The organism is Streptomyces sp. NPDC001056 (assembly GCF_053598955.1).
Map to the genome: position 1 here is coordinate 96,413 of NZ_JBSFLI010000026.1, position 23,365 is coordinate 119,777.

General features: G+C 73.3%; 22 protein-coding genes and 3 pseudogenes. 14 read left to right on the forward strand and 11 right to left on the reverse strand.

Annotated features, from left to right (window positions below):
• From ACWDD7_RS27230 to ACWDD7_RS27240, 3 genes are all read left to right on the forward strand, one after another.
• Nucleotides 1-717 carry a DUF5701 family protein gene (locus tag ACWDD7_RS27230; RefSeq protein WP_450459348.1) on the forward strand — a complete coding sequence of 239 codons (717 nt, stop codon included), beginning with the start codon at nucleotides 1-3 and terminating at the stop codon, nucleotides 715-717.
• 51 nt (nucleotides 718-768) lie between these two features.
• Complete coding sequence (locus ACWDD7_RS27235) at nucleotides 769-2,268, forward strand: metallophosphoesterase family protein (RefSeq protein ID WP_450459349.1); 1,500 nt, start codon at nucleotides 769-771, stop codon at nucleotides 2,266-2,268.
• Between the two features lie 105 nt (nucleotides 2,269-2,373).
• Nucleotides 2,374-3,402 carry an LLM class flavin-dependent oxidoreductase gene (locus ACWDD7_RS27240; RefSeq protein ID WP_450459350.1) on the forward strand — a complete coding sequence of 343 codons (1,029 nt, stop codon included), beginning with the start codon at nucleotides 2,374-2,376 and terminating at the stop codon, nucleotides 3,400-3,402.
• Nucleotides 3,403-3,471: 69 nt separating this feature from the next.
• On the opposite strand, the gene ACWDD7_RS27245 is transcribed toward ACWDD7_RS27240, so the two are convergent.
• A complete protein-coding gene (locus ACWDD7_RS27245; protein WP_450459351.1) occupies nucleotides 3,472-4,476 on the reverse strand; it encodes a TauD/TfdA dioxygenase family protein in 1,005 nt (334 codons plus the stop codon).
• A gap of 135 nt (nucleotides 4,477-4,611) precedes the next feature.
• Here ACWDD7_RS27245 and ACWDD7_RS27250 point away from each other — a divergent pair, with 135 nt between their 5' ends.
• The 3 genes from ACWDD7_RS27250 to ACWDD7_RS27260 all read left to right on the forward strand — a co-directional run bounded on the left by ACWDD7_RS27250 (nucleotide 4,612) and on the right by ACWDD7_RS27260 (nucleotide 6,635).
• On the forward strand, nucleotides 4,612-5,442 hold the full coding sequence (locus tag ACWDD7_RS27250; RefSeq protein WP_450459352.1) for an aldo/keto reductase: 831 nt from the start codon (nucleotides 4,612-4,614) through the stop codon (nucleotides 5,440-5,442).
• Between the two features lie 58 nt (nucleotides 5,443-5,500).
• The gene (locus tag ACWDD7_RS27255) at nucleotides 5,501-6,109 is read left to right on the forward strand and encodes a DNA polymerase ligase N-terminal domain-containing protein (RefSeq protein WP_450459353.1); all 609 of its coding nucleotides are present in this window, start codon (nucleotides 5,501-5,503) and stop codon (nucleotides 6,107-6,109) included.
• An 88-nt stretch (nucleotides 6,110-6,197) separates the two neighbouring features.
• The gene (locus ACWDD7_RS27260) at nucleotides 6,198-6,635 is read left to right on the forward strand and encodes a cupin domain-containing protein (RefSeq protein WP_450459354.1); all 438 of its coding nucleotides are present in this window, start codon (nucleotides 6,198-6,200) and stop codon (nucleotides 6,633-6,635) included.
• A gap of 8 nt (nucleotides 6,636-6,643) precedes the next feature.
• Here ACWDD7_RS27260 and ACWDD7_RS27265 read toward each other — a convergent pair whose 3' ends face one another.
• The 3 genes from ACWDD7_RS27265 to ACWDD7_RS27275 all read right to left on the reverse strand — a co-directional run bounded on the left by ACWDD7_RS27265 (nucleotide 6,644) and on the right by ACWDD7_RS27275 (nucleotide 10,235).
• Nucleotides 6,644-8,986 carry a SpoIIE family protein phosphatase gene (locus ACWDD7_RS27265; protein WP_450459355.1) on the reverse strand — a complete coding sequence of 781 codons (2,343 nt, stop codon included), beginning with the start codon at nucleotides 8,984-8,986 and terminating at the stop codon, nucleotides 6,644-6,646.
• 56 nt (nucleotides 8,987-9,042) lie between these two features.
• Entirely contained in the window at nucleotides 9,043-9,510 is a 468-nt protein-coding gene (locus ACWDD7_RS27270; protein ID WP_450459356.1) for a peroxiredoxin, read from the reverse strand.
• A 200-nt stretch (nucleotides 9,511-9,710) separates the two neighbouring features.
• On the reverse strand, nucleotides 9,711-10,235 hold the full coding sequence (locus tag ACWDD7_RS27275; RefSeq protein ID WP_450459357.1) for a MarR family winged helix-turn-helix transcriptional regulator: 525 nt from the start codon (nucleotides 10,233-10,235) through the stop codon (nucleotides 9,711-9,713).
• Nucleotides 10,236-10,496: 261 nt separating this feature from the next.
• Here ACWDD7_RS27275 and ACWDD7_RS27280 point away from each other — a divergent pair, with 261 nt between their 5' ends.
• The 4 genes from ACWDD7_RS27280 to hemC all read left to right on the forward strand — a co-directional run bounded on the left by ACWDD7_RS27280 (nucleotide 10,497) and on the right by hemC (nucleotide 13,884).
• Entirely contained in the window at nucleotides 10,497-10,880 is a 384-nt protein-coding gene (locus ACWDD7_RS27280) for an SH3 domain-containing protein (protein WP_450459358.1), read from the forward strand.
• Between the two features lie 191 nt (nucleotides 10,881-11,071).
• On the forward strand, nucleotides 11,072-11,851 hold the full coding sequence (locus tag ACWDD7_RS27285) for an XRE family transcriptional regulator (protein ID WP_450459359.1): 780 nt from the start codon (nucleotides 11,072-11,074) through the stop codon (nucleotides 11,849-11,851).
• A 116-nt stretch (nucleotides 11,852-11,967) separates the two neighbouring features.
• On the forward strand, nucleotides 11,968-12,924 hold the full coding sequence (locus tag ACWDD7_RS27290; RefSeq protein WP_450459368.1) for an ATP-dependent DNA ligase: 957 nt from the start codon (nucleotides 11,968-11,970) through the stop codon (nucleotides 12,922-12,924).
• 18 nt (nucleotides 12,925-12,942) lie between these two features.
• On the forward strand, nucleotides 12,943-13,884 hold the full coding sequence (hemC, locus tag ACWDD7_RS27295; protein ID WP_450459360.1) for a hydroxymethylbilane synthase: 942 nt from the start codon (nucleotides 12,943-12,945) through the stop codon (nucleotides 13,882-13,884).
• 24 nt (nucleotides 13,885-13,908) lie between these two features.
• Here the strand turns inward: hemC and ACWDD7_RS27300 are convergent, their stop codons facing one another.
• From ACWDD7_RS27300 to ACWDD7_RS27315, 4 genes and pseudogenes are all read right to left on the reverse strand, one after another.
• Complete coding sequence (locus ACWDD7_RS27300) at nucleotides 13,909-14,433, reverse strand: hypothetical protein (RefSeq protein WP_351876556.1); 525 nt, start codon at nucleotides 14,431-14,433, stop codon at nucleotides 13,909-13,911.
• 182 nt (nucleotides 14,434-14,615) lie between these two features.
• Nucleotides 14,616-15,478: pseudogene (locus tag ACWDD7_RS27305) on the reverse strand (ABC transporter permease).
• Nucleotides 15,435-16,327, reverse strand: a pseudogene (locus ACWDD7_RS27310) (ABC transporter ATP-binding protein). The pseudogenes ACWDD7_RS27305 and ACWDD7_RS27310 overlap by 44 nt, the downstream one beginning before the upstream one ends.
• Nucleotides 16,324-16,881: a MarR family winged helix-turn-helix transcriptional regulator gene (locus ACWDD7_RS27315; protein WP_450459369.1), complete on the reverse strand. Its 558-nt coding sequence runs from the start codon at nucleotides 16,879-16,881 to the stop codon at nucleotides 16,324-16,326. Before ACWDD7_RS27315 ends, ACWDD7_RS27310 begins: the two are co-directional and overlap by 4 nt.
• Before the next feature lie 277 nt (nucleotides 16,882-17,158).
• On the opposite strand from ACWDD7_RS27315, the gene ACWDD7_RS27320 reads away from it, so the two are divergent.
• The gene (locus ACWDD7_RS27320) at nucleotides 17,159-17,965 is read left to right on the forward strand and encodes an RNA polymerase sigma factor SigF (protein WP_450459361.1); all 807 of its coding nucleotides are present in this window, start codon (nucleotides 17,159-17,161) and stop codon (nucleotides 17,963-17,965) included.
• Nucleotides 17,966-18,079: 114 nt separating this feature from the next.
• On the opposite strand, the pseudogene ACWDD7_RS27325 reads toward ACWDD7_RS27320, so the two are convergent.
• A pseudogene (locus ACWDD7_RS27325) lies at nucleotides 18,080-18,388 on the reverse strand (ANTAR domain-containing protein); the annotation flags it as partial.
• A 128-nt stretch (nucleotides 18,389-18,516) separates the two neighbouring features.
• On the opposite strand from ACWDD7_RS27325, the gene ACWDD7_RS27330 reads away from it, so the two are divergent.
• Nucleotides 18,517-19,347, forward strand: a complete 831-nt coding sequence (locus ACWDD7_RS27330) for a VOC family protein (protein WP_450459362.1) — start codon at nucleotides 18,517-18,519, stop codon at nucleotides 19,345-19,347.
• Between the two features lie 43 nt (nucleotides 19,348-19,390).
• Here the strand turns inward: ACWDD7_RS27330 and glgX are convergent, their stop codons facing one another.
• The gene (gene glgX, locus ACWDD7_RS27335; protein ID WP_450459370.1) at nucleotides 19,391-21,514 is read right to left on the reverse strand and encodes a glycogen debranching protein GlgX; all 2,124 of its coding nucleotides are present in this window, start codon (nucleotides 21,512-21,514) and stop codon (nucleotides 19,391-19,393) included.
• Nucleotides 21,515-21,537: 23 nt separating this feature from the next.
• Complete coding sequence (locus ACWDD7_RS27340; protein WP_351876552.1) at nucleotides 21,538-22,050, reverse strand: pep a2; 513 nt, start codon at nucleotides 22,048-22,050, stop codon at nucleotides 21,538-21,540.
• A 304-nt stretch (nucleotides 22,051-22,354) separates the two neighbouring features.
• On the opposite strand from ACWDD7_RS27340, the gene ACWDD7_RS27345 reads away from it, so the two are divergent.
• Nucleotides 22,355-22,654 (forward strand): DUF5133 domain-containing protein, encoded by a 300-nt coding sequence (locus tag ACWDD7_RS27345; protein ID WP_450459363.1) that lies wholly within the window; start codon nucleotides 22,355-22,357, stop codon nucleotides 22,652-22,654.
• Nucleotides 22,655-22,763: 109 nt separating this feature from the next.
• Nucleotides 22,764-23,365, forward strand: a 602-nt coding sequence (locus tag ACWDD7_RS27350; protein WP_450459364.1) for a maltotransferase domain-containing protein, incomplete at its 3' end; no start/stop codon positions are given.

Genomic DNA, 23,365 nt, shown 5'->3' on the forward strand with positions numbered 1-23,365 from the left:
GTGTCCGAGACCGCGTCAACCATCCCTTCGTTCCCGCCGCTTCCGCCCCTCGGCACGCAGGCCGAGCGGCTGATCGAGAGCGGGGTGCCGGACATCGCCGGACTGTCGCCCGCCGAGATCCGTGACGTCGCCGGGCGCGCCGAGGCCGTCATGGGCGGCACGGGCGCCCTGCTCGCCGTCCACCCGGACCGGGCCCCCGCCTCCGTCCTCGCGCCGCTGCTGCGCCGGGACGGCAAACCGGGTTTCGTCGTCGTGGACATGCCCGACGTCGACCGCTTCGCGCCGCTCGACACCGTCGCGCTGCCCGAGGCACCGCTCTACCTCCTCACCGGCCTCGACCGCGGCGACGACCTGGCCAACCGGAGCCCTAACGAGGCGCTTCCCACCCTCACCGCGCGGTCCCGCACCCCGCTGCTGGTCACCGAGGGCATCCACTGGGTGCTCCAGCAGCCGAACGCCCTGGAGCGCAACCACTGCTTCATGACCATCGGCTCCCGGCTGCGCAAGGCCGACGGCGCCCTGGACTCGCGTACTCCTGCCCTGTGGATCAGCAACGGCACCGGACGGGACGGCCGTGAGCGTCGTGATGCCCCCAAGGTGGGCTGGTGCTGGGCGGGCAACCGGCACACCTGGCTGGGCTTCGCGTCGGCCGCGGCCCGCGAGACGGCGGACCGGATTCCGGCCGCTGTGAACGGGGTTGCCGACGCGCGCCGTTGACCCGCGCCCCCGGCCTCCCGCCGCTGGTCGGCGCGTTGTTACGGTCTTCGCGTGTCTGACTCCTCTCGTGATACCGCACAGGGCGCCGGCTGGGGCTCGGCCGAACCGGGTGCCTACAAGCAGCTGATGCCGGCCCAGGTCGAGAAAGTGTCGTGGCTGAACCCCCGACTGCTGTGGGCCGCCCGCAACGGGGTGCTGGCCTCCTGGTTCGGCGACCCCACCGGCCGCACCCGCGGCCGGTGGGTGTCCCGCAGGCAGGCCGCGGGGGTGCCCGCCGACAAGGTGTTCCGGCGGGAGGTGCCGGACGGGTTCTCCTTCATGGTCATCGGGGACCCGGGCGAGGGCGGCGACTCCCAGTACGCGGCCGTGCCGGGGTTCCTGAAGATCGGTCAGGGCACCGAGTTCGCGGTGATCACCAGCGATGTCATCTACCCGGTGGGCAGCGCCGACGACTACCGGGACAAGTTCTTCCGGCCGTACCAGGACTACCCGGCGCCGATCTACGCGATACCGGGAAACCACGACTGGTACGAGGACCTCGGCGCCTTCATGCGCGTCTTCTGCGCCGACACCCCGCCGCTCGGCCCCGCGCCCCGCCCCCGCCCGCTGAGCCGCGCCTGGTGGCAGGCGCGGCTGTGGCACCGGCCGCGCCCGGCCGACGGACAACACCTCGACGCGGCGAGGACGTTGCGGTCGGCGCCCGAGCAGCAGGCCGAACAGCCGGGTCCCTACTGGGCGTTGGACGCCGGACCGGTGCGGATCATCGGCATCGACACCGGCCTCCTCGGCACCCTCGACGCCGAACAGGGCGCCTGGCTGCGCGAGGTGTCCCAGGGGCCGCGGCCGAAGATCCTGGTCACCGGGTCACCGCTGTACGTCGACGGCGAGCACCACCCGTGTCCCATCGACGGCGGCGGCACCGTGGACGACATCGTCCGGGACCCGGAGCACCACTACGTGGCCGCGATCGGCGGCGACATCCACAACTACCAGCGGTACCCGGTCCAGGTGGACGGCCGCACCATCCAGTACGTCGTCTCGGGCGGCGGCGGCGCGTTCATGCACGCCACGCACACCATCCCGCGGGTGTCGGTCGGCGGGGTCACCGAGCGCGACTTCCGCTGCTACCCGCTGCGCGGCGACTCGCTCGCGTTCTACAGCCGTCTGTACGCCCGCCGGCTGCGGCTGCGCCGCCTCGGTCTCAGCGAGTCGGAGGCCACGGCCGTGATCGCCGAACGCCTCGGCATCGAGCCGGGCCGGGCCCCGGCGTCGGACACCCGGGTCACCCGGCGCACCCGCCTGGTCGCGAGCCTCCTCGGCGCCGGCGGCCGCCCCGACCGCACCTCGCGCTTCCGGCTGCCGGTGCGCAAGATGTACACCCAGCTCTTCTCGCCGTCCTCCGTCACCTACACGCCGCCCTTCTTCAAGTCCTTCCTGCGCCTGGACGTCGACGCGCAGGAGCTGCGCATCCGCTGCTTCGCCGCGACCGGCAACCGCCCGCAGGAGCTGGACCCGCCGTTGGAGGACGAGGTCGTCATCCCCCTGAAGTGACCCCGCCGGACGGTCCGGGCCCCTCCGCCGAAAACCGGTCACACAGTTGTCACACTCGGCTGCCACACTCGAAGCGGAACCGCTGTACGACCGCTGGAGGAGCCCGTGCCGTCCGCCCCACGCCCTCTGCGCAAGCTGGGCTTCCTCACGATCGGCCTGTTCGACCCGGCGGACCCGGCCCGGGGCCACGAGTCCACGCTGGAGATCATCGAGTTGGGCGAGCGGCTCGGCTTCGACAGCGCCTGGGTCCGCCACCGGCATCTGCAGTACGGCATCTCGTCCCCGGTCGCCGTCCTCGCCGCCGCCTCGCAGCGCACCCGCCGCATCGAACTGGGCACCGCGGTCACCCCGCTCGGCTGGGAGAACCCGCTGCGCCTCGCCGAGGACCTGGCGACCGTCGACGTCCTGTCCGGCGGCCGGCTGAACCCGGGCGTCAGCGTGGGCCCGCCGACGCACTACGACCAGGTGAAGGACGCCCTCTACCCGGACACCGGCGACACCGAGGACTTCGGCCACGAGCGGGTACGGCGACTGCTGGACCTCGTGCGCGGCGAGCCGGCCAGCGACTTCAGCGGGGTCGAGGGCTTCGAGGTGTTCAGCGATGTGGTGCAGCCCCACTCCCCCGGGCTCGGCCGACGGCTCTGGTACGGCGGCGGCAGCCTCGGCTCCGCTCGCTGGGCGGGTCTGCACGGGATGAACTTCCTGACCAGCAGCGTCGTCAAGGCCGAGGACCCGGAGGGGCCGCCGGACTTCGCGGAGACACAGCTGTCCCTGATCCGTGAGTTCCGGGCGCACCACCCCGACGGCGAGGCCGCCCGGGTCTCGCAGGGGCTGGTGGTGATACCCACCGACTCGGCGACACCCGAACAGCGCGCCAGATACGCCGAGTTCGCGGCTCAGCGGCTGCCCCGCACCACCACCCCGCAGGGCCCGGCGCGGCTGCTGTTCGCGCCGGACCTGGTCGGCACCTCGGCGGAACTGGCCGAGCGGCTGCGGGCGGACGCCGCGTTCCGGGAGGTCGACGAGGTGGCCTTCGCGCTGCCGTTCACCTTCGCGCACGAGGACTACGTACAGATCCTCACCGACATGGCGACGAAGCTGGGACCCGCGCTCGGCTGGCGACCGGCGGGCTGATCGTCGTACCGACCGACCTCCGGTCCGGCAGCCCGGTCGGCCGGCGCCCCGGCCCGGTGCCGTGCCGGCTCACCAGCGGCCGGCCTCCGTGCCCGTGACCGGTTCGGACGGGCGGCCGTCCACACCGACCGGCACCTCGCCGTGCAGCATCACCCGGTGCATGATCCGGGGCGCGCCGACGTGGGTGTGGTCGCCGGGCGCCAGATGGATGGTGGCCCGGTTGTCCCAGAAGGCGACGCTGCCCGGCTCCCAGCGGAAGCGGACCGTGTACTCGGGGCGGACGGCCTGGTCGAGGAGCATCCGGAGCAGGGCCGCGCTCTCCGGGCGGGAGACGCCGGTGATCTGCTCGACGTAGTAGCCGTTGACGAACAGCACCCGCTCCCCGGTCTCCGGGTGCACCCGCACCAGGGGGTGCACGGAGGCCACCTGATGGTCCAGGAGGTGGCGCAGGTACGCGTCGTCGCCGGGGCGGGGCTGGTAGCCGACGCCGAGCCGGTGCTCGGCACGCAGGTCGTCCACGAAGGCGCGCACGGGGGCCGAGAGGCCGGCGTAGGCGGCGGCCAGGTTGGCCCAGGTGGTGTCGCCGCCGTAGGGCGGGACGGACTCGGCGCGCAGGATCGTCGCGGTCGGCGGGTCGACGCGGGCGCCGTGGTCGCAGTGCCAGCCGCGCAGCAGGGTGGGCCGGCGGCGCGCGAGCCATTCCTCGTGGTCCATCCCGTACCGGCCGCCCAGTTCCAGCCGGTCCGCCGTGGTCTCCACCTCGGGGAAGTCCGGGGGCGAGGCGCCGCCGCGACGACCGAGGACGACGGGCTCGCCGAAGCGGCGCGCGAAGGCGACGTGCCCGGCGTGGTCCAGGCGCTGCTCCCGGAAGAACACCACCTTCCAGCGCAGCACGGCCCGCCGGATCAGGTCCACCACGGCGTCGTCGAGGGGCCCGGCGAGGTCGGCACCGGTGATCTCGGCACCGATGTGCCCGGCGACCGGCCGCACCTCCACGCCCCCGGCCCGCATGTCCACGCCCGCGGCCCGCTCCGGCCGCTCCCGCCGCCTCGCCGCGGCCCTGTCCGTCGTCATGCGCGCGCTCCGGTGCTCACCCGTACCGGCCCGGGCCCGTGCCGTCCGCCGGCCTCTTCGCGCCCGTCCGGTTGATCACCACTCACCCTATCCATGAGGCTGGAGGCACGACACTGCCGAGCGGAAGGTCCTCGCATGAACCGCGTACCGGTGCACACGCTCAACGACGGAACGACGATCCCCGCCCTGGGCCTCGGCACCTGGCCGCTGGACGACGCGGCGGCCGAGCGCGCCGTACGCGGCGCCCTGGGCCTCGGCTACCGGCTGGTGGACACCGCCGCGAACTACCGCAACGAGACCGGTGTGGGCCGGGCCCTCGCGGCCGCCGGGGTGCCCCGCGAGGAAGTGGTGGTGACGACCAAGCTGCCGGGCCGCCACCACGGCTACGAGGAGACCCTGGCCTCCTTCGAGGAGTCCCGGCGGCGGCTGGGCCTGGAGTACGTGGACCTGTACCTGATCCACTGGCCCAACCCCCGGGTCGGCAAGTACGTCGACTCCTGGAAGGCGATGATCAAACTCCGGGAGGACGGGCTGGTCCGCTCGATCGGCGTCTCGAACTTCACGCCCGAGCACATCGTGCGCCTGGAGAAGGAGACCGGGGTGCTGCCGTCGGTCAACCAGATCGAGCTGCACCCGCTGTTCCCGCAGGAGGAACTGCGCGCCTTCCACGCGGACCAGGGCATCCTCACCGAGAGCTGGAGCCCGCTGTGCCGGGGCGGCCATCTGCTGGCCGACCCGGAGGTCACCCGGGTCGCCGCCGAGCACGGCGTGAGCCCCGGGCAGGTGCTGCTGCGCTGGCACGTCCAGTTGGGCGCGCTGCCCATCCCCAAGTCCGCCGACCCCGAGCGGCAGCGCGCCGACCTGGACGTCTTCGGCTTCGCGCTGGACTCGGACCAGATGGCCGCGATCGCCCGGCACGCCCCGCGCAGGCTCGGCGGGGACCCGGAGACGCACGAGGAGTTCTGAGACCCGCGGGTGAGGGGTACCCGGGGCGCGTGAGGCGGACGCACGGAAGGAGCCGCACGTGTCGGGAGAGGACCGGCTGCGGACGTACCGCGGCAAGCGCGACTTCGAGCGGACCCGGGAGCCCTCGGGCGGGCAGCCGGCCGAGGGCGGCGGGCGGCCCCGTTTCGTGGTGCAGATCCACGACGCGCGCCGGATGCACTTCGACTTCCGGCTCCAGGTGGACGACGTCCTGAAGTCCTGGTCGGTGCCGAGGGGCCCGTCCGGCGACCCCGGCGACAAGCGGCTCGCCGTGCCCACGGAGGACCACCCGCTGGCGTACGAGGACTTCGAGGGCGTGATCCCGAAGGGCGAGTACGGCGGCGGCACGGTGATCGTGTGGGACCGGGGGACGTACGAGCCGCTGAGCCATGACCCCCAGGGGCGGCCGGTGGACTTCGCCGAGTCGCTGGAGCGCGGGCACGCCACGTTCCGGCTGCACGGCGCGAAACTGCACGGTGAGTACGCCCTGACCCGCTTCCGCGGCCGGGACGGCGAGGACGCCTGGCTGCTGGTGCGCAAGGGCCCGGCAGGGAAGACCGGGCACGGCGCCCCCGATCCCCGGCGGGCCCGCTCGGTGCGCACCGGGCGCACCCTCGCCCAGGTCGCGGCGGACGGCATCGAACGATGACGGCCCGGATTCCCCGATTCCGGCCCCGCCGGGCCCGACCGGAGCCTATGTTCGCGCCGACATCCATCGCTGCCTTGGAGGCATCCGAATGCGCACAGCACTGCGCGGCGCCGCCCTGATCGCCGCCGTGACCGCCGCCACCACACTGACCTGCGGGACCGCCGGGGCGACCCCGCCGGGTCCCGGGGTGACGGCCCGCACGATCAGTGAGCGGACCGTCGGGGGCACCGACTACACCCTGCGGGAGATAACGATCCCGCCCGGCCAGAGCACCGGCTGGCACTTCCACGACGGCCCCCTGTACGGCGTGGTGCGGCAGGGCACGCTGAGCCACTTCGGCTCCTCCTGCGCCTCCGACGGGGTGTACCGCACCGGCCAGCAGATCCAGGAGCCGGCCGGACCGGGGAATGTGCACATAGGCCGCAACCTCGGTGACACCGCGGTCGTGCTCGACGTGCTCTACGTGCTGCCCCACGGCTCCCCCTTCTCCGAGGACGCCGCGAACCCGGGCTGTTCCTTCCAGTAGGCGGCCGCTCAGGCGTCGGGGAGCGGCTGTTCCGCCCAGATGGTCTTGCCCGCGGCCGTGTGCCTGCTCCCCCAGCGCTGGGTGAGCTGCGCGACCAGCAGCAGCCCCCGGCCCCCCTCGTCGTAGGCGTGCGCCCGGCGCAGGTGCGGGGAGGTGGAACTGCCGTCGGAGACCTCGCAGATGAGGGCGCGGTCGCGGATCAGTCTGAGCTGGATGGGGGTTTCGCCGTAGCGGATGGCGTTGGTGACGAGTTCGCTGACGACCAGTTCGGTGACGAAGGCGGCCTCCTCCAGCCCCCAGGCGGCCAGTTGTTCGCCGGCCGCCTGCCGGACCACGGCCACCTGGGCGGGGTGGGCCGGTACGTCCCAGGTGGCGACCCGGTCGGCGCCGAGGACACGGGTGCGCACCAGCAGCAGGGCCACGTCGTCGTCCGGCTGGTCGGGCAGTACGGCCTTCAGGACCCCGTCCGCGAGGGCGTCGAGGGAGTCGGCCGAGGCCCCGACGGCGCGGCGCAGTTCGTCGTCGGCGCCGTCCGCGTCGCCGTCGCGGTGCGCGACCAGGCCGTCGGTGAAGAGCGCCACGACGGAGCCCTCGGGCAGCTCCAACTCCGTCGCCTCGAAGGGCAGTCCACCGATGCCGAGGGGCTGCCCGGCGGCCATGGGCACGAGTCCGGCGTCCTCGCCGGGCAGGACGAGCAGCGGGGCCGGATGGCCGGCGGAGGCGAGCGCGAGCCGGCGCGAGACGGGATCGTAGACCGCGTACACGCAGGTGGCGCCGATCTCCGCGACCTCCTCATGGCCGTTCTCGGCGGCCAGGTGGGTCACCAGGTCGTCGAGGTGGGTGAGGAGTTCGTCGGGGGGCAGGTCGACGTCGGCGAGTGTGCGCACGGCGGTGCGCAGCCGGCCCATGGTGGCCGAGGAGCTGATGCCGTGGCCCACCACGTCGCCGACGACCAGGCCGACCCGGCCGCCGGAGAGCGGGATGACGTCGAACCAGTCGCCGCCGATGCCGGCCTGCGAGCCGCACGGCAGGTAGCGGTGGGCCACGTCGAGCGCGGCCTGCCCGGGCAGTCCGCTCGGCAGCAGGCTGTGCTGGAGGGCGAGGGCGGTGGTGTGTTCGCGGGCGAAGCGGCGGGCGTTGTCGATGCAGACGGCGGCGCGGCTGGCCAGTTCCTCGGCGAAGACGGCGTCGTCGGCGCCGTAGTCCTCCGGATGGGCGAGCCGGACGCAGACCACGACGCCCAGGATGGTGCCGCGGGCGCGCAGCGGTACGGCGATCATGGAGTGGACGCCCTCCCGGAAGGGCCGGCCCTCGGGCGCGCGCTCGTCGCGGTCCGCGAGCCAGGCCCGGAAGCCCGGATCGCCGGCGTGGCTGAGCACCGCGCGGCCCTCGCGCAGCGCGAGAGCGGGAGGGGCGGGCGGCCGGTAGACCTGCGTCTCGCCGACCCGCACGGCCACGCCGGGACTGGCCGGCCGGGTGGACTTGTAGGCGACGCGGTGCAGCTCGACGTCGTCCGTGGGGAGCATCGGGGGCTCGTCCGCGCCGAGCACCCAGTCGAGCAGGTCGACCGTCGCGAAGTCGGCGTAGTGCGGGACGAGGACCTCGATCAGTTCCTCGGCGGTGCGCGCCACGTCCAGGGTGGTGCCGATGTGGGTGGCCGCCTCGTTGAGCAGGGCGAGCCGGCGTCTGGCCCAGTACTGCTCGCTGCTGTCGTAGGCGGCGATGGCGACCGCCGTCCGGGTGCCGGAGGAGTCGTGCAACGGCCACATCTCCAGGCTCCAGAAATGCTCCCGGTTCAGCGCGGGCGCGACCGCGAAGTTCTCGTAGCGCACGGGCGTGCCGGTCTCGGCGACCTCGCGGAGATGGCGGAGAAAACCCCGGTTCTCCTCGATGTCGGGCACGGTGTCCGGGAAGAACCGGCCGGTCAGCGCGATCTCGGGAACACCGAGGACCTTGCAGGCGGCGTCGTTCGCGCGCAGGTAGCGCTGCTGGAGGTCGAACACGGACATCGACATGGACGCCTGTTCGAATGCCTGTGCGGCGAGTGCGGAGCCGGGTGGTTCGGCCGTGACCGCGTAGCCCGCGGACCGTCCGTCGCCGCCGTCCATGGGGCAGACGGTGACGGCCAGGTCGACGCGGTGGCCGTCGCGGTGGCGCAGGGTGAGGGTGCCGTACCACGCATCGGCCCCTGCGGTACGCGCGTCGACCGGGGGTTCCCCGGCGAGCAGATCCGCGGCGGGACGGCCCACGACCTCCTCGGCCGGGTGGCCCGTGAGCAGCCGCGCGCCTTCGCTCCACCCAGTCACCCTGCCCTGAGTGTCGATGACCGCCACGGCGGCGACACGGTCCATAAGGCCCAGGATGATCCGATTGTCGCGGCTCCTCAAGCGCGGGGCCGCGACCGCGGTCAGGCCCGGTGGGCGCGCAGGGCGGCCAGGGCCTTGTCGGCGTGGGTGTTCATGCGCAGTTCGCTGCGGACGACCTCCACGACGGTGCGGTCCTCGGCGATGACGAAGGTGACGCGCTTGGTGGGGGCGAGGGTGAAGCCGCGCTTGACCCCGAACCGCTCGCGGACCGCCCCGTCCGCGTCGGACAGCAGCGGCATGCCGAGGGTGTGCCGCCCGGCGAACTCCCGCTGCCGGTCGACGCCGTCGCCGCTGATGCCGACGGGCCGGGCGCCCAGGGCGGCGAACTCGGCGGCGAGATCGCGGAAGTGGCAGGCCTCGGCGGTGCAGCCCGGAGTGAGGGCGGCGGGGTAGAAGAAGAGGACCACGGGCCCGTCGGCGAGCAGTTCGCCGAGGCTGCGGACGGTGCCGGTCTCGTCGGGCAGCGCGAAGTCCTCGGCCTTGTCGCCGACCTCGACGCGTTCGCTCATGACCGGGCCTCCGTGACCGTGGCGTCGACGACGGCCGGAGCGGACCGGCGCGGGGCGACCCCGGGGGTGGCGGGCGGCGGGAGCGGGCTTTCGCAGCGGGGCACGGTTCCTCCTCGGATGGCCTGCCGCCGGATATTACTGGACGGTAGACCGCCGGGTGGCCCCTTCGCGCGACTTCCCCACGGCCTTCGCCCGGGGGCTCAGCCCTCCCCGACCACTCCCTGGGCCTCCTCCCCCGCCTCCGCCTCCGCGGAGTACGCGAGGAAGTCGTCGACCATCCGGTGGAAGAGTGTGGCCAGCTGCCGCAGCTCCTCGGGCCGCCAGTCGGCGAGGGCGAGCTGCATCTCCCCGGCGCCGGCCTCCCGGATCCGGGCGACGGCCAGCCGGCCGGCGTCGGTGAGCCTGATCCGCTGGGCGCGCCGGTCGTCGGGGTCCGGCACCCGGGTGACGTACCCCGCCCGCTGGAGCTGCTGCACGGTCCGGGTCACGTGCGAGGCCTCCACACCGAGACGGTGCGCCACCTCGCCCGGCCGCATCGGCTCGCAGTCGGCGATCTGCCGCAGCAGCGCCACGGCGGCCCGGTCCAGCGGCACGTCGGCAAGGGCCCGCAGCCGGTCGTGGTGCCGGGTGCGGGTGCCGAGATAGGTGACGCGGGTGAGGGCGCGCTCGATCTCGGCGGCCTCCGGGGAGGCCGCGGGCCGGCCGGACGGCGAGGGCGCGGGCATGCCGCCAAGTCTACGCGGACTTCGCGCGACCCGGCCCTTTCCGTCCCGGCGGTGCGAACGGCACGGTCCGAGCCGCTCCGGCACGCCGGAGCGATCCGCCGCACCCCCGCCGGACCAGGCGGGGAAGGCCCCGTCGCCCGTCCCCCGGGACGTCCCACGCCGTCCCAGGGGACACGGGAACGGCATGCTGACAGCCGGTCACGGCAAGGCTGGCGGCGTGGTCACGGTTCGTGGTCACGAGATCGACAGCCGGAGGTTTCCATGATCCGACGGGCCCTCAAGACCCTTCTGCCGGCCGCCGCCGCGGTGCTCGCGCTGCTGCCCGTGACGGCCGGTGCCGCCGCGGCGGGCACCGCCCCCGCGCACCCGGCGGCAGCCGTCGCCGCCCCGCGGCACCCCGTCCGCACGCACCCCTACCTCACCGGCCGGGTCGTCACCCGTCACGTCCGGCTCAACGTCCGCTCCGGTCCGGGCACCGGCTACCGGGTGGTCGGCCACCGGAACACCCGCCGGCTCATCTCGGTCAGCTGCAAGACCTACGGCTCCCGGGTGCACGGCAACCACGTCTGGTACCGGCTCCCGCACCGCCGGGGTTACGTCTCCGCCCACTACGTGACCACCAACCGGTACGTCCCCTGGTGCTGACGGCCGTCCGCCGCACCGCCCACTGACCGCCGAGGGCCTGTCCGGGAGCCGCGTCCCGAACAGGCCTTCGGCACGAGGGTGCTTGACCCGCCCCATACCTCGTCCGGTGTTGCAGCCCCCGTCCGGCAGGGAAGCCATTCCGGCAACAGGGGCGAACCGCCCATAGGGGAATGGGAGTCGAGGAACGCACGATGCGGCACCCCCAAGGATCGACCGCGCCGGACGAGTCGCTGGTGGTGAGACTGCGCGAGCTGAAGGACCGTACGGGGCTGAGCCTGGCGGCGCTGGCCGCGCGCACCCCGTACAGCAAGTCCGCCTGGCACCGCTATCTTTCGGGCGGCAAGCGGCCGCCGCGGCCCGCGGTGGAGGCCCTGTGCCGGCTGGCCGACGCCGACCCCGCCGCCGTACTGGCACTGTGGGAGGCGGCCGACGGTCCCGCTCCCCCGGGCCCGTCCGAGGAGCGCGCCGAGGCCCGGCGCTCCTCCTGGCCGCCGCGGTGGCTCCCGGTGTCGGCGCTCGCGCTGTTCGGCGCGGCCACCGCGGTCGCCGCCGCCGTGGCGCTGTCCGGGCGCCCGGGATCCGCGCCCGTGGCCCGGCCCATGGGCGAGGCGCCGCGCTGTCACCGCACCTCCTGCCAGGGAGAGTTGCCCGACACCTCCGTCTGCGCCCGGGACGCGCAGACCAGGAGCACGGTCACCGATCCGGCCTATGCCGTACGGCTGCGCTACTCGCCGTCCTGCGGCACCGCCTGGTCGGAGGTGCGGATGCGCAGCCCCCGGGCCCGGGAGGTGTCGGTCCGCGCGGGCGACGACATCCTCTCCGCGAGCTATCCGGCCGATGATGTGACCAGCGTCAACAGCCCGATGCTCCCGGTGGGTTCGCCCCGGGGCGTGGAGGCGTGCGCGGAGATGGGCGGGAAGGTGGCGTGCACGGGGCTGGACGCGGGCAGGCCGCCGGGCGACCGGGGCTGAGGGGGCGCCCGGGGGCAGCCCGTTCAGGGGAACCGGCGGCCGAAGGCGCGTGAGGGGGCGGCCGGCGGTCGACATCTTCTGCCGTGACCGCCGTAGCCCTGCCGTTGATCGCGCCCATGCTCGCCACGCCCGGCTCGCTGCCGCCCGCCGCACAGGACGCGCGCTGGTCGTACGAGACCAAGCAGGACGGGCAGCGGGTGATGGTCTACCTTCCCGGGGACGGCACCCTGGTCCTGCGTGCCCGCTCGGGTGAGGTGATCACCGGGGCGTATCCGGAACTGGCGCCGCTCGGCGGCGCGCTCGGGGACACGCCCGCGATCCTCGACGGCGAGGTGCTGGCCCTGGACGCGGACGGCCGGGCCGACTTCCAGCTGCTGCAGAGCCGGATGGGCCTCGCCCACGCCCCCGGGCGGGCCGCGCGCCGGGCCGCGCAGGTACCGGTGCATCTGGTGCTCTTCGACGTGCCGTTCCTGGTGGAGCCGCTGCTGCGGCAGCCGTACGCACGGCGCCGGGCCCGGCTGACGGAGCTGGGCCTGTCCGGGCCGTACTGGTCGACGCCCGGCGCGGTGACCGGGCACGGCGCCGAGGCGCTCGCGGCCACCCGGGAACACGGCCTGGAGGGCCTGGTGTGCAAGCGGCTGGACTCGGTGTACGAGCCCGGGGTGCGCTCCCGCGCCTGGATCAAGATCCGCAACACGCGTGCCGAGGACGTGATCGTGGGCGGCTGGCTGCCCGGCAAGGGGCGGCTGACCGGGCTGCCGGGCGCGGTGCTGGTGGGCCAGCGGGACGCGGACGGCCGGCTGCGGTACGTCGGCGGGGTGGGCACCGGCTGGAGCGAGGCGGAGCGTACCCGGCTGGCGGAACTGCTCGCGGAGGCGGCGAGCGAGCGGTGCCCCTTCGCGCCGGCGCCCCGCGTCCCGGGCGCCCGCTGGGTGCTGCCCCGGCTGGTCGGCGAGGTCGGCTACAGCACCCGCACCCGGTCCGGGATGCTGCGTCAGCCGTCCTGGCTGCGGCTGCGCCCGGATCTCGCCCCAAAGGACTCGGCGGCGGACCTGCCCGGGGACTCGGCATGAGGCCCGAAGGTCTATCGTGTGCGCATGCCGGTTCCCGAACTGATCCGAATCGTCTCCCGTGACTCGCCCATGGCCCTGGCCCAAGTCGAGCGGGTCCGCGCCGAGTTGGCCGCCCTGCACCCGGGGGTGCGCACCGAGGTCGTCCCCGTGAAGACCACCGGCGACAAGTGGCTGGGCGATCTGGCCCAGGTCGAGGGCAAGGGGGCGTTCACCAAAGAGGTGGACGCGGCGCTGCTGGCGGGGGCCGCGGACCTCGCGGTGCACTGTGTGAAGGACGTGCCCGCCGACCGGCCGCTGCCCGCCGGGACGGTGTTCGCCGCGTTCCTGAAACGGGACGACATCCGCGACGCGCTGGTGCACCCGGGCGGGCTCACCCTGGACGAGCTGCCGGCCGGCACCCGGATCGGCACCTCCGCGGTGCGCAAGATCGCCCAACTGGCCGCCACCCACCCGCACCTGGAGTGCGTGCCGTTCCGGGGCAACGCCAACCGTCGGCTCCAGAAGCTGGCCGAGGGCGAGGCGGACGCGCTGCTGCTCGCGGTGGCCGGCCTGGAGCGCATCGGCCGCACCGATGTGATCAGCGAGGTGCTGTCCCCGGAGACGATGATGCCGCCGATCGGCGCGGGCATCCTCGCCCTTCAGTGCCGGGAGGACGACACCGAGCTGATCGACGCGGTCAGCGGGCTCGGCGACCCGGACACGTACCGGGAGGCGACGGCCGAGCGGATGTTCCTGCATGTGCTCCAGGGACACTGCAACAGCCCGATCTCCGGGTACGCGCGCGTGGACGGCAGCGGTGAACTCTCCCTGCGGGCCTGCGTGTTCACGCCCGACGGCAAGACCCGGCTGAACGCCCACGAGTGGGCGGGTCGGCTCGACCCGGCCACGCTCGGCACCTCGGTCGCGGTGGCGCTGCTGCGGCAGGGCGCGCGGGAGATCATCGACGGCATCCCGCACTGAGCGGTACCGGGGAGCAGCCGGGGCTCAGGCGGTGCCGCGCTCCGTCTGCTCCTTCAGGAAGGCGCTGACCTGGTGGGCCAGGTCGCCCTGCCCGAGACCCACGGGGGCGGGCTGCGTGCCCGCCTCCTGGACGTCGGTGCCGCCGGCCCACAGCCGGCGCTCGGTCCACTCCTCGTCCACCCGCAGTTGCACCTGTACGTCCACATGGCTCAGCGCGGCCTCGGGGGCGGCGGCGTAGAGGACGGCGGTGGCCCGGCGCAGCGGATAGACGTCGAAGCCCTCGATGAACTGCGAGTTGCGCCAGTCGATGAACGCGCCCTCGCCGTCCGGGCCGACGCGGACGTCGATCTGCCCGTCCTCCAGGTGGACGCCGAAGTGCCGCGTGCCGCGGTTCTCGATCGTCACCCGGACACTGAAATACGTCAGCCCCGCCGCGGCGTCATCGCGTCCGCGCGGCGGTTCGGCCGCCTCCAGGCGGTGGACGCGGACCCGCAGACCGGCATGCTCCTCGTACTCCTGCCAGTCCCCGACCACGTTCGGCTCGTACACAGTGCCCCTCTCGACCCCGAGTGTCTATCTGTGGGCTCAGCGCACTGTCAAATGAGCGGAATGCACCGCGCCCAGGGGGTTCGCCCGCTTTGATCGTCGATCAAGCGCTGCCCAGGAAGAATCCCCCCGAGCCGCTTTCCGGCGGGCCACGGCGCGTGCCGCACATCACGTTCCCGGCTAGATCACCGGGCCGGCCGGCCGAGCAGTGCGGAGGCCGCGGTGATGCCGAGCGCGGCCGCGATCGCCAGCACCCCGAAGTCGGCGGCGAGATGCGCGGGCGTGCCGAGCAGCAGCCCGCGCAGCGCGTCGACTTGGTAGCTCAGCGGGTTGACCTTGCTGACCGCCTGGAGCCAGCCCGGCATCACGGAGACGGGATAGAGGGCGTTGGAACCGAAGAACAGCGGCATGGTGATCGCCTGTCCGAAACCCATCAGCCGGTCGCGGCTGAGCACGATGCCCGCGATGGTCATCGAGAGACAGGAGAAGAACACGGAGGCGAGGACCACCGCGAGGGCGACGCCGAGCAGCCTCAGCGGGTTCCAGGTCAGGGCGACACCGAGCAGGGCGGCGATGACGATCACGACGATCGCCTGCACCAGCGACTTCACGCCGGCCGCGAACGCCTTGCCGGTGATCAGCGCCGAGCGCGGGGTCGGGGTGACGAGCAGCTTGTTCAGGATGCCCGCGTCCCGCTCCCAGATGATCTGGATGCCGTAGAAGATCGCGATGAACATGGCGGACTGGGCGATGATGCCGGGCGCCATGTAGTCGATGTACGGGATGCCGCCGGTGGGGATCGCCCGGATCCGGGTGAAGGTCTGACCGAAGATCAGCAGCCACAGAGCGGGCTGGACGGCCCGGGTGTACAGCTCGGTGCGGTCGTGGCGCAGCTTCTGCAGTTCCACGGTGCACATGGCGAGCACGCGGGCCGGCAGCAGCCGCCAGCCGGCGCGCGGCACCGGGGGCTGAGCAGCAGCGCGGTGTCCTTGCCGAGGGTGCGGTCAGCCGACGCGGCGTGCGGTGCGGCGGGTGCTCCGGACTTCACGGAAACCTCCTCCGGTGTCGTCGTCGAGGCCACTGCCGGCGACGTCGCGGAAGACGTCCTCAAGCGTGGGCAGGGTGTCGGTGCCCCTGCGTTCGGCGAGGCCCCGGCGCAGTTCCTCGGGGGTGCCGAGGGCGCGGACGCGACCGCGGTGCATCAGGCCGACCCGGTCGCAGTACTGGTCGGCCTCGTCCATGGAGTGGGTGGTGACGAGGACGGTCATGCCGGTCGCCTCGCGTACGGCGTTGATGTGCTCCCACACGCCGGTGCGGGCGATCGGGTCGAGACCGATGGTCGGCTCGTCCAGGACCAGCAGCCGGGGGGCGCTGACCAGCGCCCGGGCGAGTTCGAGGCGGCGGACCATGCCGCCCGAATAGGTGCCGGCGAGCCGTTCGGCGGCGTCGAAGAGGCCGACGGCGGCGAGCGCCTGGTCCACCCGGGCGGCGCGCTCGCGGCGCGGCACGTCGAAGACGCGCGCGAACAGCGCGACGTTCTCGCGTCCGGTGAGCCCGCCGTCGGCGGACAGCTGCTGCGGGACGTAGCCGAGCAGGCGGCGCACCCCATGCGCTCCTTGGCGGCGTCGTGCCCGAAGACGCGGACCATGCCCGCGGGGACCGGCAGCAGGGTGGTGACGCAGCGGATGGCGGTGGTCTTGCCGGCGCCGTTCGGTCCGAGCAGCCCGAACACCTCACCCTGGCGGACGCCCAGGTCGAGCCCGTCGACGGCCCTGGTCTCGCCGAAGGCGTAGGTGAGCCCGGTGCAGCTGACGGCCTCGGCGGGGGCGGAGGCCGCCTCGACCGTGGCGGTGGCCGGTGCGGGGGTGGCGGTCGGGTCCGCCGGGTCGGTGGTCATGATGGCGTGCCCTCCGTCCAGAGTGCCTCACAGGCGGGTCGCGCCCCGGCCGGCGCGGTCGCGGTCTCCTCGGTCTCCTCGGCCTCCTCTCGCAGCCGGCCGGCCAGCCGGCGCAGGGCCGGGAGGGCGGCGCGCAGGGCGGCCCGGTCGGCGTCGTCCAGGTGGTCGAGGTTCCGGCCGACCAGTTCGGCGCGGCGGCGGTGCCAGTCCTCCAGGCGCTTCTCGGCGGCCCCGGTCAGCCGCAGTCGCGCGGCCCGGCGGTCGGCGGGGTCGGTCCCCCGGACCAGGTACGCGTCCCGTACGAGCTGGTTGACCAGCGTCGACACGGAGTTGCTCGCCAGGTGCAGTTCCCTGGCCGCCTCCGAGACGCCGATTCCGGGCCGGGACTCGACCAGGCGCAGCAGCTCCACCTCGGCACCGCGCAGCCGGGGCCCGGCGAGGCCGCCGCGCAGCCGGCGCCGGATCAGCCGCTGGATGCCGACGAGCGCGTCGGTCAGCTCCCCCGGGAAGGTCTCGGGCGTGCCGGACGGCGTCTCGCCGCCGCGCCCGCGTATCGCTTCGTCCGCCACGTCTGAAGATTATCTCTGCTACAGAGATAACGCCCGTCGGAGCGGCTCCGAGAAGCGGTCGAGACGGACACGCCTTTTTCCGGTATGCGGTGAATTGTTTTGCGATGTTCGCGAGTGGGAAAAGGCACCTATGTGCTTCGGACAGGAGGCACTTCCGTGGGAGCCGGCCGCCGCGCGGCCTGACGCCCCAGTCTCCGTTTCCCGAGCAAGCGCGCCTCCCACGGTGTCTGTCCATCCAGCACCGGCGAGAGAGGTGCGCGCGATGCGTGTCACTGGCAGCACCAAGCCCAGGTCCCGTCCCCATCCACATGACGACGCGCCCGACACGGGCGAGTCCTTCGAACGGCTCGTGGAGTTGCCCGACGGCCCCGAGCGCCGGGCGCTGCGGGACGAACTGGTCCGGCTGTGGCTGCCCATGGCCGAGCGGATCGCCGTGCGGTTCCGCGGTCGCGGGGAGTCCCTGGAGGACCTGTACCAGGTGGCCGCGCTGGGCCTGGTGAAGGCCGTCGACCATTACGACCCCGCGCGCGGCCGCGCCTTCGAGGCGTACGCGGTGCCCACCATCACCGGGGAGATCAAGCGGCACTTCCGGGACCACATGTGGACCCTGCACGTGCCCCGCCGGGTCCAGGACCTGCGCAACCGGGTCCGCGCGGCGGTGAAGGAGCTGTCCCAGACCACGCCGGGCCGGCCGCCCACGGTGGCCGAGATAGCCGCGCACACCCGGCTCGAAGAGGACGAGGTGCGCACCGGCATGGAGGCGCTGGAGTGCTTCTCCGCGCTGTCCCTGGACGCCGAGGTGGCGGGGACGGACGGTTACGCCCTCGGGGACTCGCTGGGCGAGCCGGACCCCGGGTACGACCTCGTGGTGGACCGGGCGGCCGTCAAGCCGTGTCTGGCGGCGCTGCCCGAGCGCGAGCGCACCATTCTCTACCTGCGGTTCTTCCGGGGGATGACGCAGAACAGGATCGCCCAGCAGCTGGGTATCTCGCAGATGCACGTGTCGCGGCTGCTCAGCGGGTGCTTCGACCGGCTGCGGGAGGAGCTGCTGTCGGAGGCGACGCGGTGAGGCCCTGCCTCAGGGCGAGGCGGTCCGGCCGGGGGCGGGCGCGGCCGGCCGTTCGGGAGCGGTCGGCCGTTCGACGAGGGCGGGCACCGGCCGCTCGGGGGCGAGCCCGGGTCCCGGGTCACCGCCGGGTGTCCGGGCGGGGCCGTGCCGGTCCAGGGCGTCCTCCAGGGCCGCGCCGATCTCGTACGGGATCTCGCCCCGGCGGCCCCAGATCAGGACCAGTTCGGCGACGTTGCGCAGCTTGATGTTGGTGTGCTGCGAGACGTCCCGCAGTACCTCCCAGCCCTGCTGCGGGCTGACGCGGCCGAACGCCACCATCATGCCGATGGCCTGGTCGACCACGGCGTGGGAGGCCACGGCCCGCTTCAGCTGTTCGACCTCGGCCTGCAGCTCGGCGATCCGCTCCGGCTCACTCTCTGCCATGCCTCCATCGTGCGCAGCGGCCTGTCCCCCTGCCACCGGGGGTACTCGACAGGCGCCCCACCCGCTTCCGGTCGGACACTGGAACCAGACCGGTGCCCCCCGGCCCCCGAAAGCAGGACGCGACCGCCATGAACGAAGACACCCCTGTCAGCAATAAAGCGAGCGGTACCGGGCACGGGCCGCGCACGCGGGAGGTCGTCTCCACGCACTCCGTCTTCGGCGCACCGTGCTGGGTGAGCCTGACCAGCCGTGACCTCCAGGCCACCCAGGACTTCTACACGGCCGTACTGGGCTGGCGCTGGCGCGGGGCCAAGCTCGGCGAGCACTTCCGCATCGCGCTGGCGGACGGGGTGCCGGTGGCCGGGATCGCCGCGGTGGCCTCGATGTGGCAGATGGCGGTGGCGTGGACCCCGTACTTCGCGGTGCCGGACGCGGATGTCGCGGTGGCGCGGGCACGGGAGCGGGGTGGCACGGCGGCGGTCGGACCGCTGTCCTTCCCGCCGGGCCGGGCCGCGCTGCTCGCCGACCGCGACGGGGCGACGTTCGGGATCTGGCAGGGGGAACTGGTCTCCAACTGGGAGGCGTGGCGGCGGGCCGCGCCCACGTTCATCCGGCTGCACACGCGCAACGCCTTCGACTCCGCGATGTTCTACGGCGAGATCCTCGACTGGGCGTCGGGGAAACCGGGGTGCTGCGAGGTGGAGTACGACGGCGACGAGGTGGTGCTGCGCAGCCAGGGGGACGCCGTGGCGCGCATCGACTCGGGCGCCGTGGAGGCGGCGCCGGACCCTTCCGTCCGCCCGCACTGGCAGGTCCACTTCGCGGTGGCGGACGTCCCGGGATGCGCGCGAGCCGCGGAGAAGCACGGGGGCAGCGTCCTGCAGGAGAACGAGACGGAGGCGATCCTGCGGGACGCGGACGGCGCGCAGTTCACGGTGGTGTCCCGGCCGGCCCACTGACCCGGGGCGCCCGTGCGGGGCGCCCCGCCATGTCGTCCCCCGGTTATCCCCTGGCCCCCGCCTTCGAGGGCCGTGTCAGCAGGACCAGGCTCCTCGCCTCCACCCGAAGCCGCGTCCCCGCCTTCCGTTCACGCTCGTCCGGAACGCCGTCGGCGGCCGCGGTGTCGATCAGGGTCGTCCAGCGTTCGCCGAAGCTGTCGTCGGGGAGGCGGAAGTCCACCGGTTCCCAGTAGCCGTTGAGGAGGAGAAGGAAGGAGTCGTCGGTCAGCTTCCGCCCGTGCCCGTCCCGTTCCGCGATCGCGTCGCCGTTGAGGAAGACCCCCACGGAGTGCGCGTCGCCCCGCTGCCAGTCGCGGCCCGTCATCTCGCGGGCGTCGGGCCGGAGCCACATGAGATCCGGCAGCGGCTGCCTCGCGTTCGTCGCGGTCTCGCCCCGGAAGAACCGGCGCCGGCGCAGCACGGGATGCGCGGCGCGCAGCGCGATCAGGTCGCGGGTGAAGCCGGCCAGGTTCCCCTGTTCCTCGGTGAGTTCCCAGTCCACCCAGGAGATCTCGTTGTCCTGGCAGTACGCGTTGTTGTTGCCGCGCTGGCTGCGGCCGAGTTCGTCACCGTGGCACAGCATGGGAATTCCCTGTGAAAGCAGCAACGTGGCAAGGAAGTTGCGCTGCTGGCGGGCCCGCAGTTCGAGCACGGCGGGGTCGCCGGTGTCCCCCTCCGCCCCGCAGTTCCAGGACCGGTTGTGACTCTCCCCGTCCCGGTTGTCCTCCCCGTTCGCCTCGTTGTGCTTGTCGTTGTACGACACCAGGTCCCGCAGCGTGAACCCGTCGTGCGCGGTGACGAAGTTGACGCTCGCCCGCGGCCGGCGCCTGCTGTGCTGGTACAGGTCGGAGGAACCGGTCAGCCGGGAGGCGAACTCGCCGAGCGAGCCGGGCTCGGCGCGCCAGAAGTCCCGTACCGCGTCCCGGTACCGGCCGTTCCACTCCGACCACAGCGGCGGGAAGTTGCCCACCTGGTAGCCGCCCTCCCCCACGTCCCAGGGCTCGGCGATGAGCTTCACGCGGCTGATCACGGGGTCCTGCTGGATCAGGTCGAAGAACGCGGAGAGGCGGTCCACCTCGTGGAACTGCCGGGCCAGCGTGGCCGCGAGGTCGAACCGGAAGCCGTCGACGTGCATCTCGGTGACCCAGTACCGCAGCGAGTCCATGATCAGCTGGAGCACGTAGGGGTGCCGCATCAGCAGGCTGTTGCCGGTGCCCGTGGTGTCGTAGTAGTGCGCCCAGTCCCCGTCGACCAGGCGGTAGTACGAGGCGTTGTCGATGCCCCGGAAGGACAGCGTGGGGCCCATCTCGTTGCCCTCGGCGGTGTGGTTGTAGACCACGTCGAGGATGACTTCGAGGCCGGCCGCGTGCAGCGCCTTCACCATGGCCTTGAACTCGTTGACCTGCTGGCCCCGGGAACCGAGGGCCGCGTAGGAGTTGTGCGGCGCGAAGAAGCCGATCGTGTTGTAACCCCAGTAGTTGGACAGGCCCCGGTCCTGGAGCACGCCGTCCTGGACGAACTGGTGCACCGGCATCAGCTCCACCGCCGTCACCCCGAGCGTGGTCAGGTGCTCGATGACGGCCGGGTGGGCGAGGCCGGCGTAGGTGCCGCGCAGCCGCTCGGGGACGTCCGGGTGGGTGCGGGTCAGCCCGCGCACATGGGCCTCGTAGATCACGGAGTCCGCGTACGCGGTGCGCGGCGGGCGGTCGTCGCCCCAGTCGAAGTACGGGTCGGTGACCACGCCCAGCATGGAGTGTCCGGCGCTGTCCGCGGGGTCCGGCCCGTCGGGTGAACGCTCGTACAGGGAGGCGTGGTTGTCGATCTGGCCGTCGACGGCGCGCGCGTACGGGTCGAGCAGCAGCTTCCTCGGGTTGCAGCGGTGGCCGAGCGCGGGCTGCCAGGGGCCGTGCACCCGGTAGCCGTAGCGCCGGCCCGGCCCGACGCCGGGCAGATAGGCGTGCCAGACGAAGCCGTCGACCTCGTGCAGCCGGACGGACGTCTCCCGTCCGTCGTCGTCCACGAGGATCAGTTCGACCCGCTCGGCGACCTCGCTGAACAGCGCGAAGTTGGTGCCCCGTCCGTCGAAGGAGGCCCCCAACGGGTAGGGCTGCCCGCTCCAGACGGGCAGCCCTTTCCGGGTGGTGCGGGCGCTCACCGGCTGCCCTCCAGGGTGTCGTCACCGGCGGGCGCGGGCGCGGCCAGGACGGCCACCCGATGCTGGCGCGGCTCGTGCAGGCCCGTGCTCAGGAACGGCTCCGGCGGCAGCGGCACCAGCGGCACCCGCTCCCCGGCGCGGGCCCGCTGCGAGAACCAGATGATCTTGCTGCCGGTCTCGGAGGCGCAGCAGCCCCAGCCGTCGCTCATGGCGGCGATGTCCGCGAGGCAGGCCCGCAGATCCTGGTCCGGGCGCAGCTCGGGGTCGTCGTCGCCGAAGGCGGTGATGAGGTGCTGGCCGTTCCACCACATCTCGATGGAGGTGTGCTTGTCACTGGCGTGCTGGTCGATCGCCCGCAGCAGCAGTTCGGCGCCGCGGCAGACGGGGGCCACGAGATTGTCGAGGTCCCAGTGGCGGAGGTGGGCGGCCAGGATGCGGCTGACCTGTCCCACCCGTTCCGGGCTGACTTCCACGTCGAGGTGGTAGTAGCAGGGCACTGCGGTCTTCATCGTCGCTTGCTCCTCACCGGCGAAGCTCTCGCTCCCCTCGCCCTGTCCGGGAGGGATCCCGGACACACAGCGTGAGCGGTGATCGCTTCTGAGTCACTTCCAACGGTGCAGGCACTACGCCATTCGTGCAACACGAGCACACACCGTCCCCAATGGTTGAAGCTCCAACAAGACGCTGCGTCGTCACCCGTGCACCATGAGTGAAAGCCTCGATCGCCGTAACGGCGCCTCGCCCAACCCCTGCGCGGCGCCACCCGACCGTCGGGAACGCGCCCAGTCGAGTGCGTGGAGGGTGGAGAGGGCCATGCTGCTACCCGCCAAGGCCGAAGTGGCCCGGCAGTTGCGGCGTTACCGGGCGTGGGAGCGCGTGATGCTCGCCTCGCCGTACGACCGCAGGGTCCGGGCCACGTTCGAGGACTCGGGGTACACCTTGTGCGTCCTGATGGGCAAACGCTGTGCCCGCGAGGCGGCGGACGCGGCGGAACGCTATCTGCGCACGAGTCCGGTCACCTACCTGCGCGAGCAGGACGGACGGCCGACGTCGCGCCGTTCGGCGCGACGGACGCCGGCTTCGGAGCGGCGTTCCACGGCGCCGAGCTCCTGAGCTGGCACCGTACAAGGCGTTCCCTTCGGGGACCGGCACGGGCCGGCCCCGCACTCGGATCGCGAAGCCGGGCCGGTGCCCGGCTTCGCGCACGGCGGAGGTGAGATACATGCGCAGGACCCCGGCCATCGGCCGTGTACCGGTACGTGACGTCCGGCCGGCCGTGGAGTGCGGCAGGCGCCCGGCGAAGGCGGTGGTCGGGGAGACCTTCCAGGTCACCGCCACCGTGTTCCGTGAGGGGCACGATGCCGTCGGTGCCAATGTGGTCCTGCGCGATCCGAGGGGCCGGCGCGGTCCCTGGACGCCGATGCGCGAGGTGTCCCCCGGCAGCGATGTGTGGGGCGCCGAGGTCACCCCCGACATGACGGGCCGTTGGACCTACCGGGTCGAGGCCTGGAGCCATCCGCTGGCGACCTGGCGGCACACCGCCTCGGTGAAGGTGCCGGCCGGCCTCGACACGGGGCTGGTCCTGGAAGAGGGCGCCGAGCTGTACGAGCGTGCCGCCGCCGGTGTGCCGAGTGGCCCGGAGCGGGACCTGGTGACGGCCGCCGCCCACGCCCTCGGCGACGACTCCCGCTCGGTCCACGAGCGCCTGCGGCCCGCGCTGTCCCCGCAGGTGCGGGAGGTCCTGGAGCGTTACCCGCTGCGGGAGTTGGTCACCGCCTCCGACCCGATGCCGCTGCTGGTGGAGCGGGAGCGCGCGCTGTACGG

What these genes read in the sequence shown, in the direction of transcription:
- ACWDD7_RS27245 (WP_450459351.1), bottom strand. Translation starts at nt 4,476, where the DNA reads ATGACGACGGACAGGGCCGCGGCGAGGCGGCGGGAGCGGCCGGAGCGG.
- ACWDD7_RS27250 (WP_450459352.1), top strand. Translation starts at nt 4,612, where the DNA reads ATGAACCGCGTACCGGTGCACACGCTCAACGACGGAACGACGATCCCC.
- ACWDD7_RS27260 (WP_450459354.1), top strand. Translation starts at nt 6,198, where the DNA reads ATGCGCACAGCACTGCGCGGCGCCGCCCTGATCGCCGCCGTGACCGCC.
- ACWDD7_RS27265 (WP_450459355.1), bottom strand. Translation starts at nt 8,986, where the DNA reads ATGGACCGTGTCGCCGCCGTGGCGGTCATCGACACTCAGGGCAGGGTG.
- ACWDD7_RS27270 (WP_450459356.1), bottom strand. Translation starts at nt 9,510, where the DNA reads ATGAGCGAACGCGTCGAGGTCGGCGACAAGGCCGAGGACTTCGCGCTG.
- ACWDD7_RS27275 (WP_450459357.1), bottom strand. Translation starts at nt 10,235, where the DNA reads ATGCCCGCGCCCTCGCCGTCCGGCCGGCCCGCGGCCTCCCCGGAGGCC.
- ACWDD7_RS27280 (WP_450459358.1), top strand. Translation starts at nt 10,497, where the DNA reads ATGATCCGACGGGCCCTCAAGACCCTTCTGCCGGCCGCCGCCGCGGTG.
- ACWDD7_RS27285 (WP_450459359.1), top strand. Translation starts at nt 11,072, where the DNA reads ATGCGGCACCCCCAAGGATCGACCGCGCCGGACGAGTCGCTGGTGGTG.
- ACWDD7_RS27290 (WP_450459368.1), top strand. Translation starts at nt 11,968, where the DNA reads ATGCTCGCCACGCCCGGCTCGCTGCCGCCCGCCGCACAGGACGCGCGC.
- ACWDD7_RS27320 (WP_450459361.1), top strand. Translation starts at nt 17,159, where the DNA reads ATGCGTGTCACTGGCAGCACCAAGCCCAGGTCCCGTCCCCATCCACAT.
- ACWDD7_RS27330 (WP_450459362.1), top strand. Translation starts at nt 18,517, where the DNA reads ATGAACGAAGACACCCCTGTCAGCAATAAAGCGAGCGGTACCGGGCAC.
- ACWDD7_RS27340 (WP_351876552.1), bottom strand. Translation starts at nt 22,050, where the DNA reads ATGAAGACCGCAGTGCCCTGCTACTACCACCTCGACGTGGAAGTCAGC.
- ACWDD7_RS27345 (WP_450459363.1), top strand. Translation starts at nt 22,355, where the DNA reads ATGCTGCTACCCGCCAAGGCCGAAGTGGCCCGGCAGTTGCGGCGTTAC.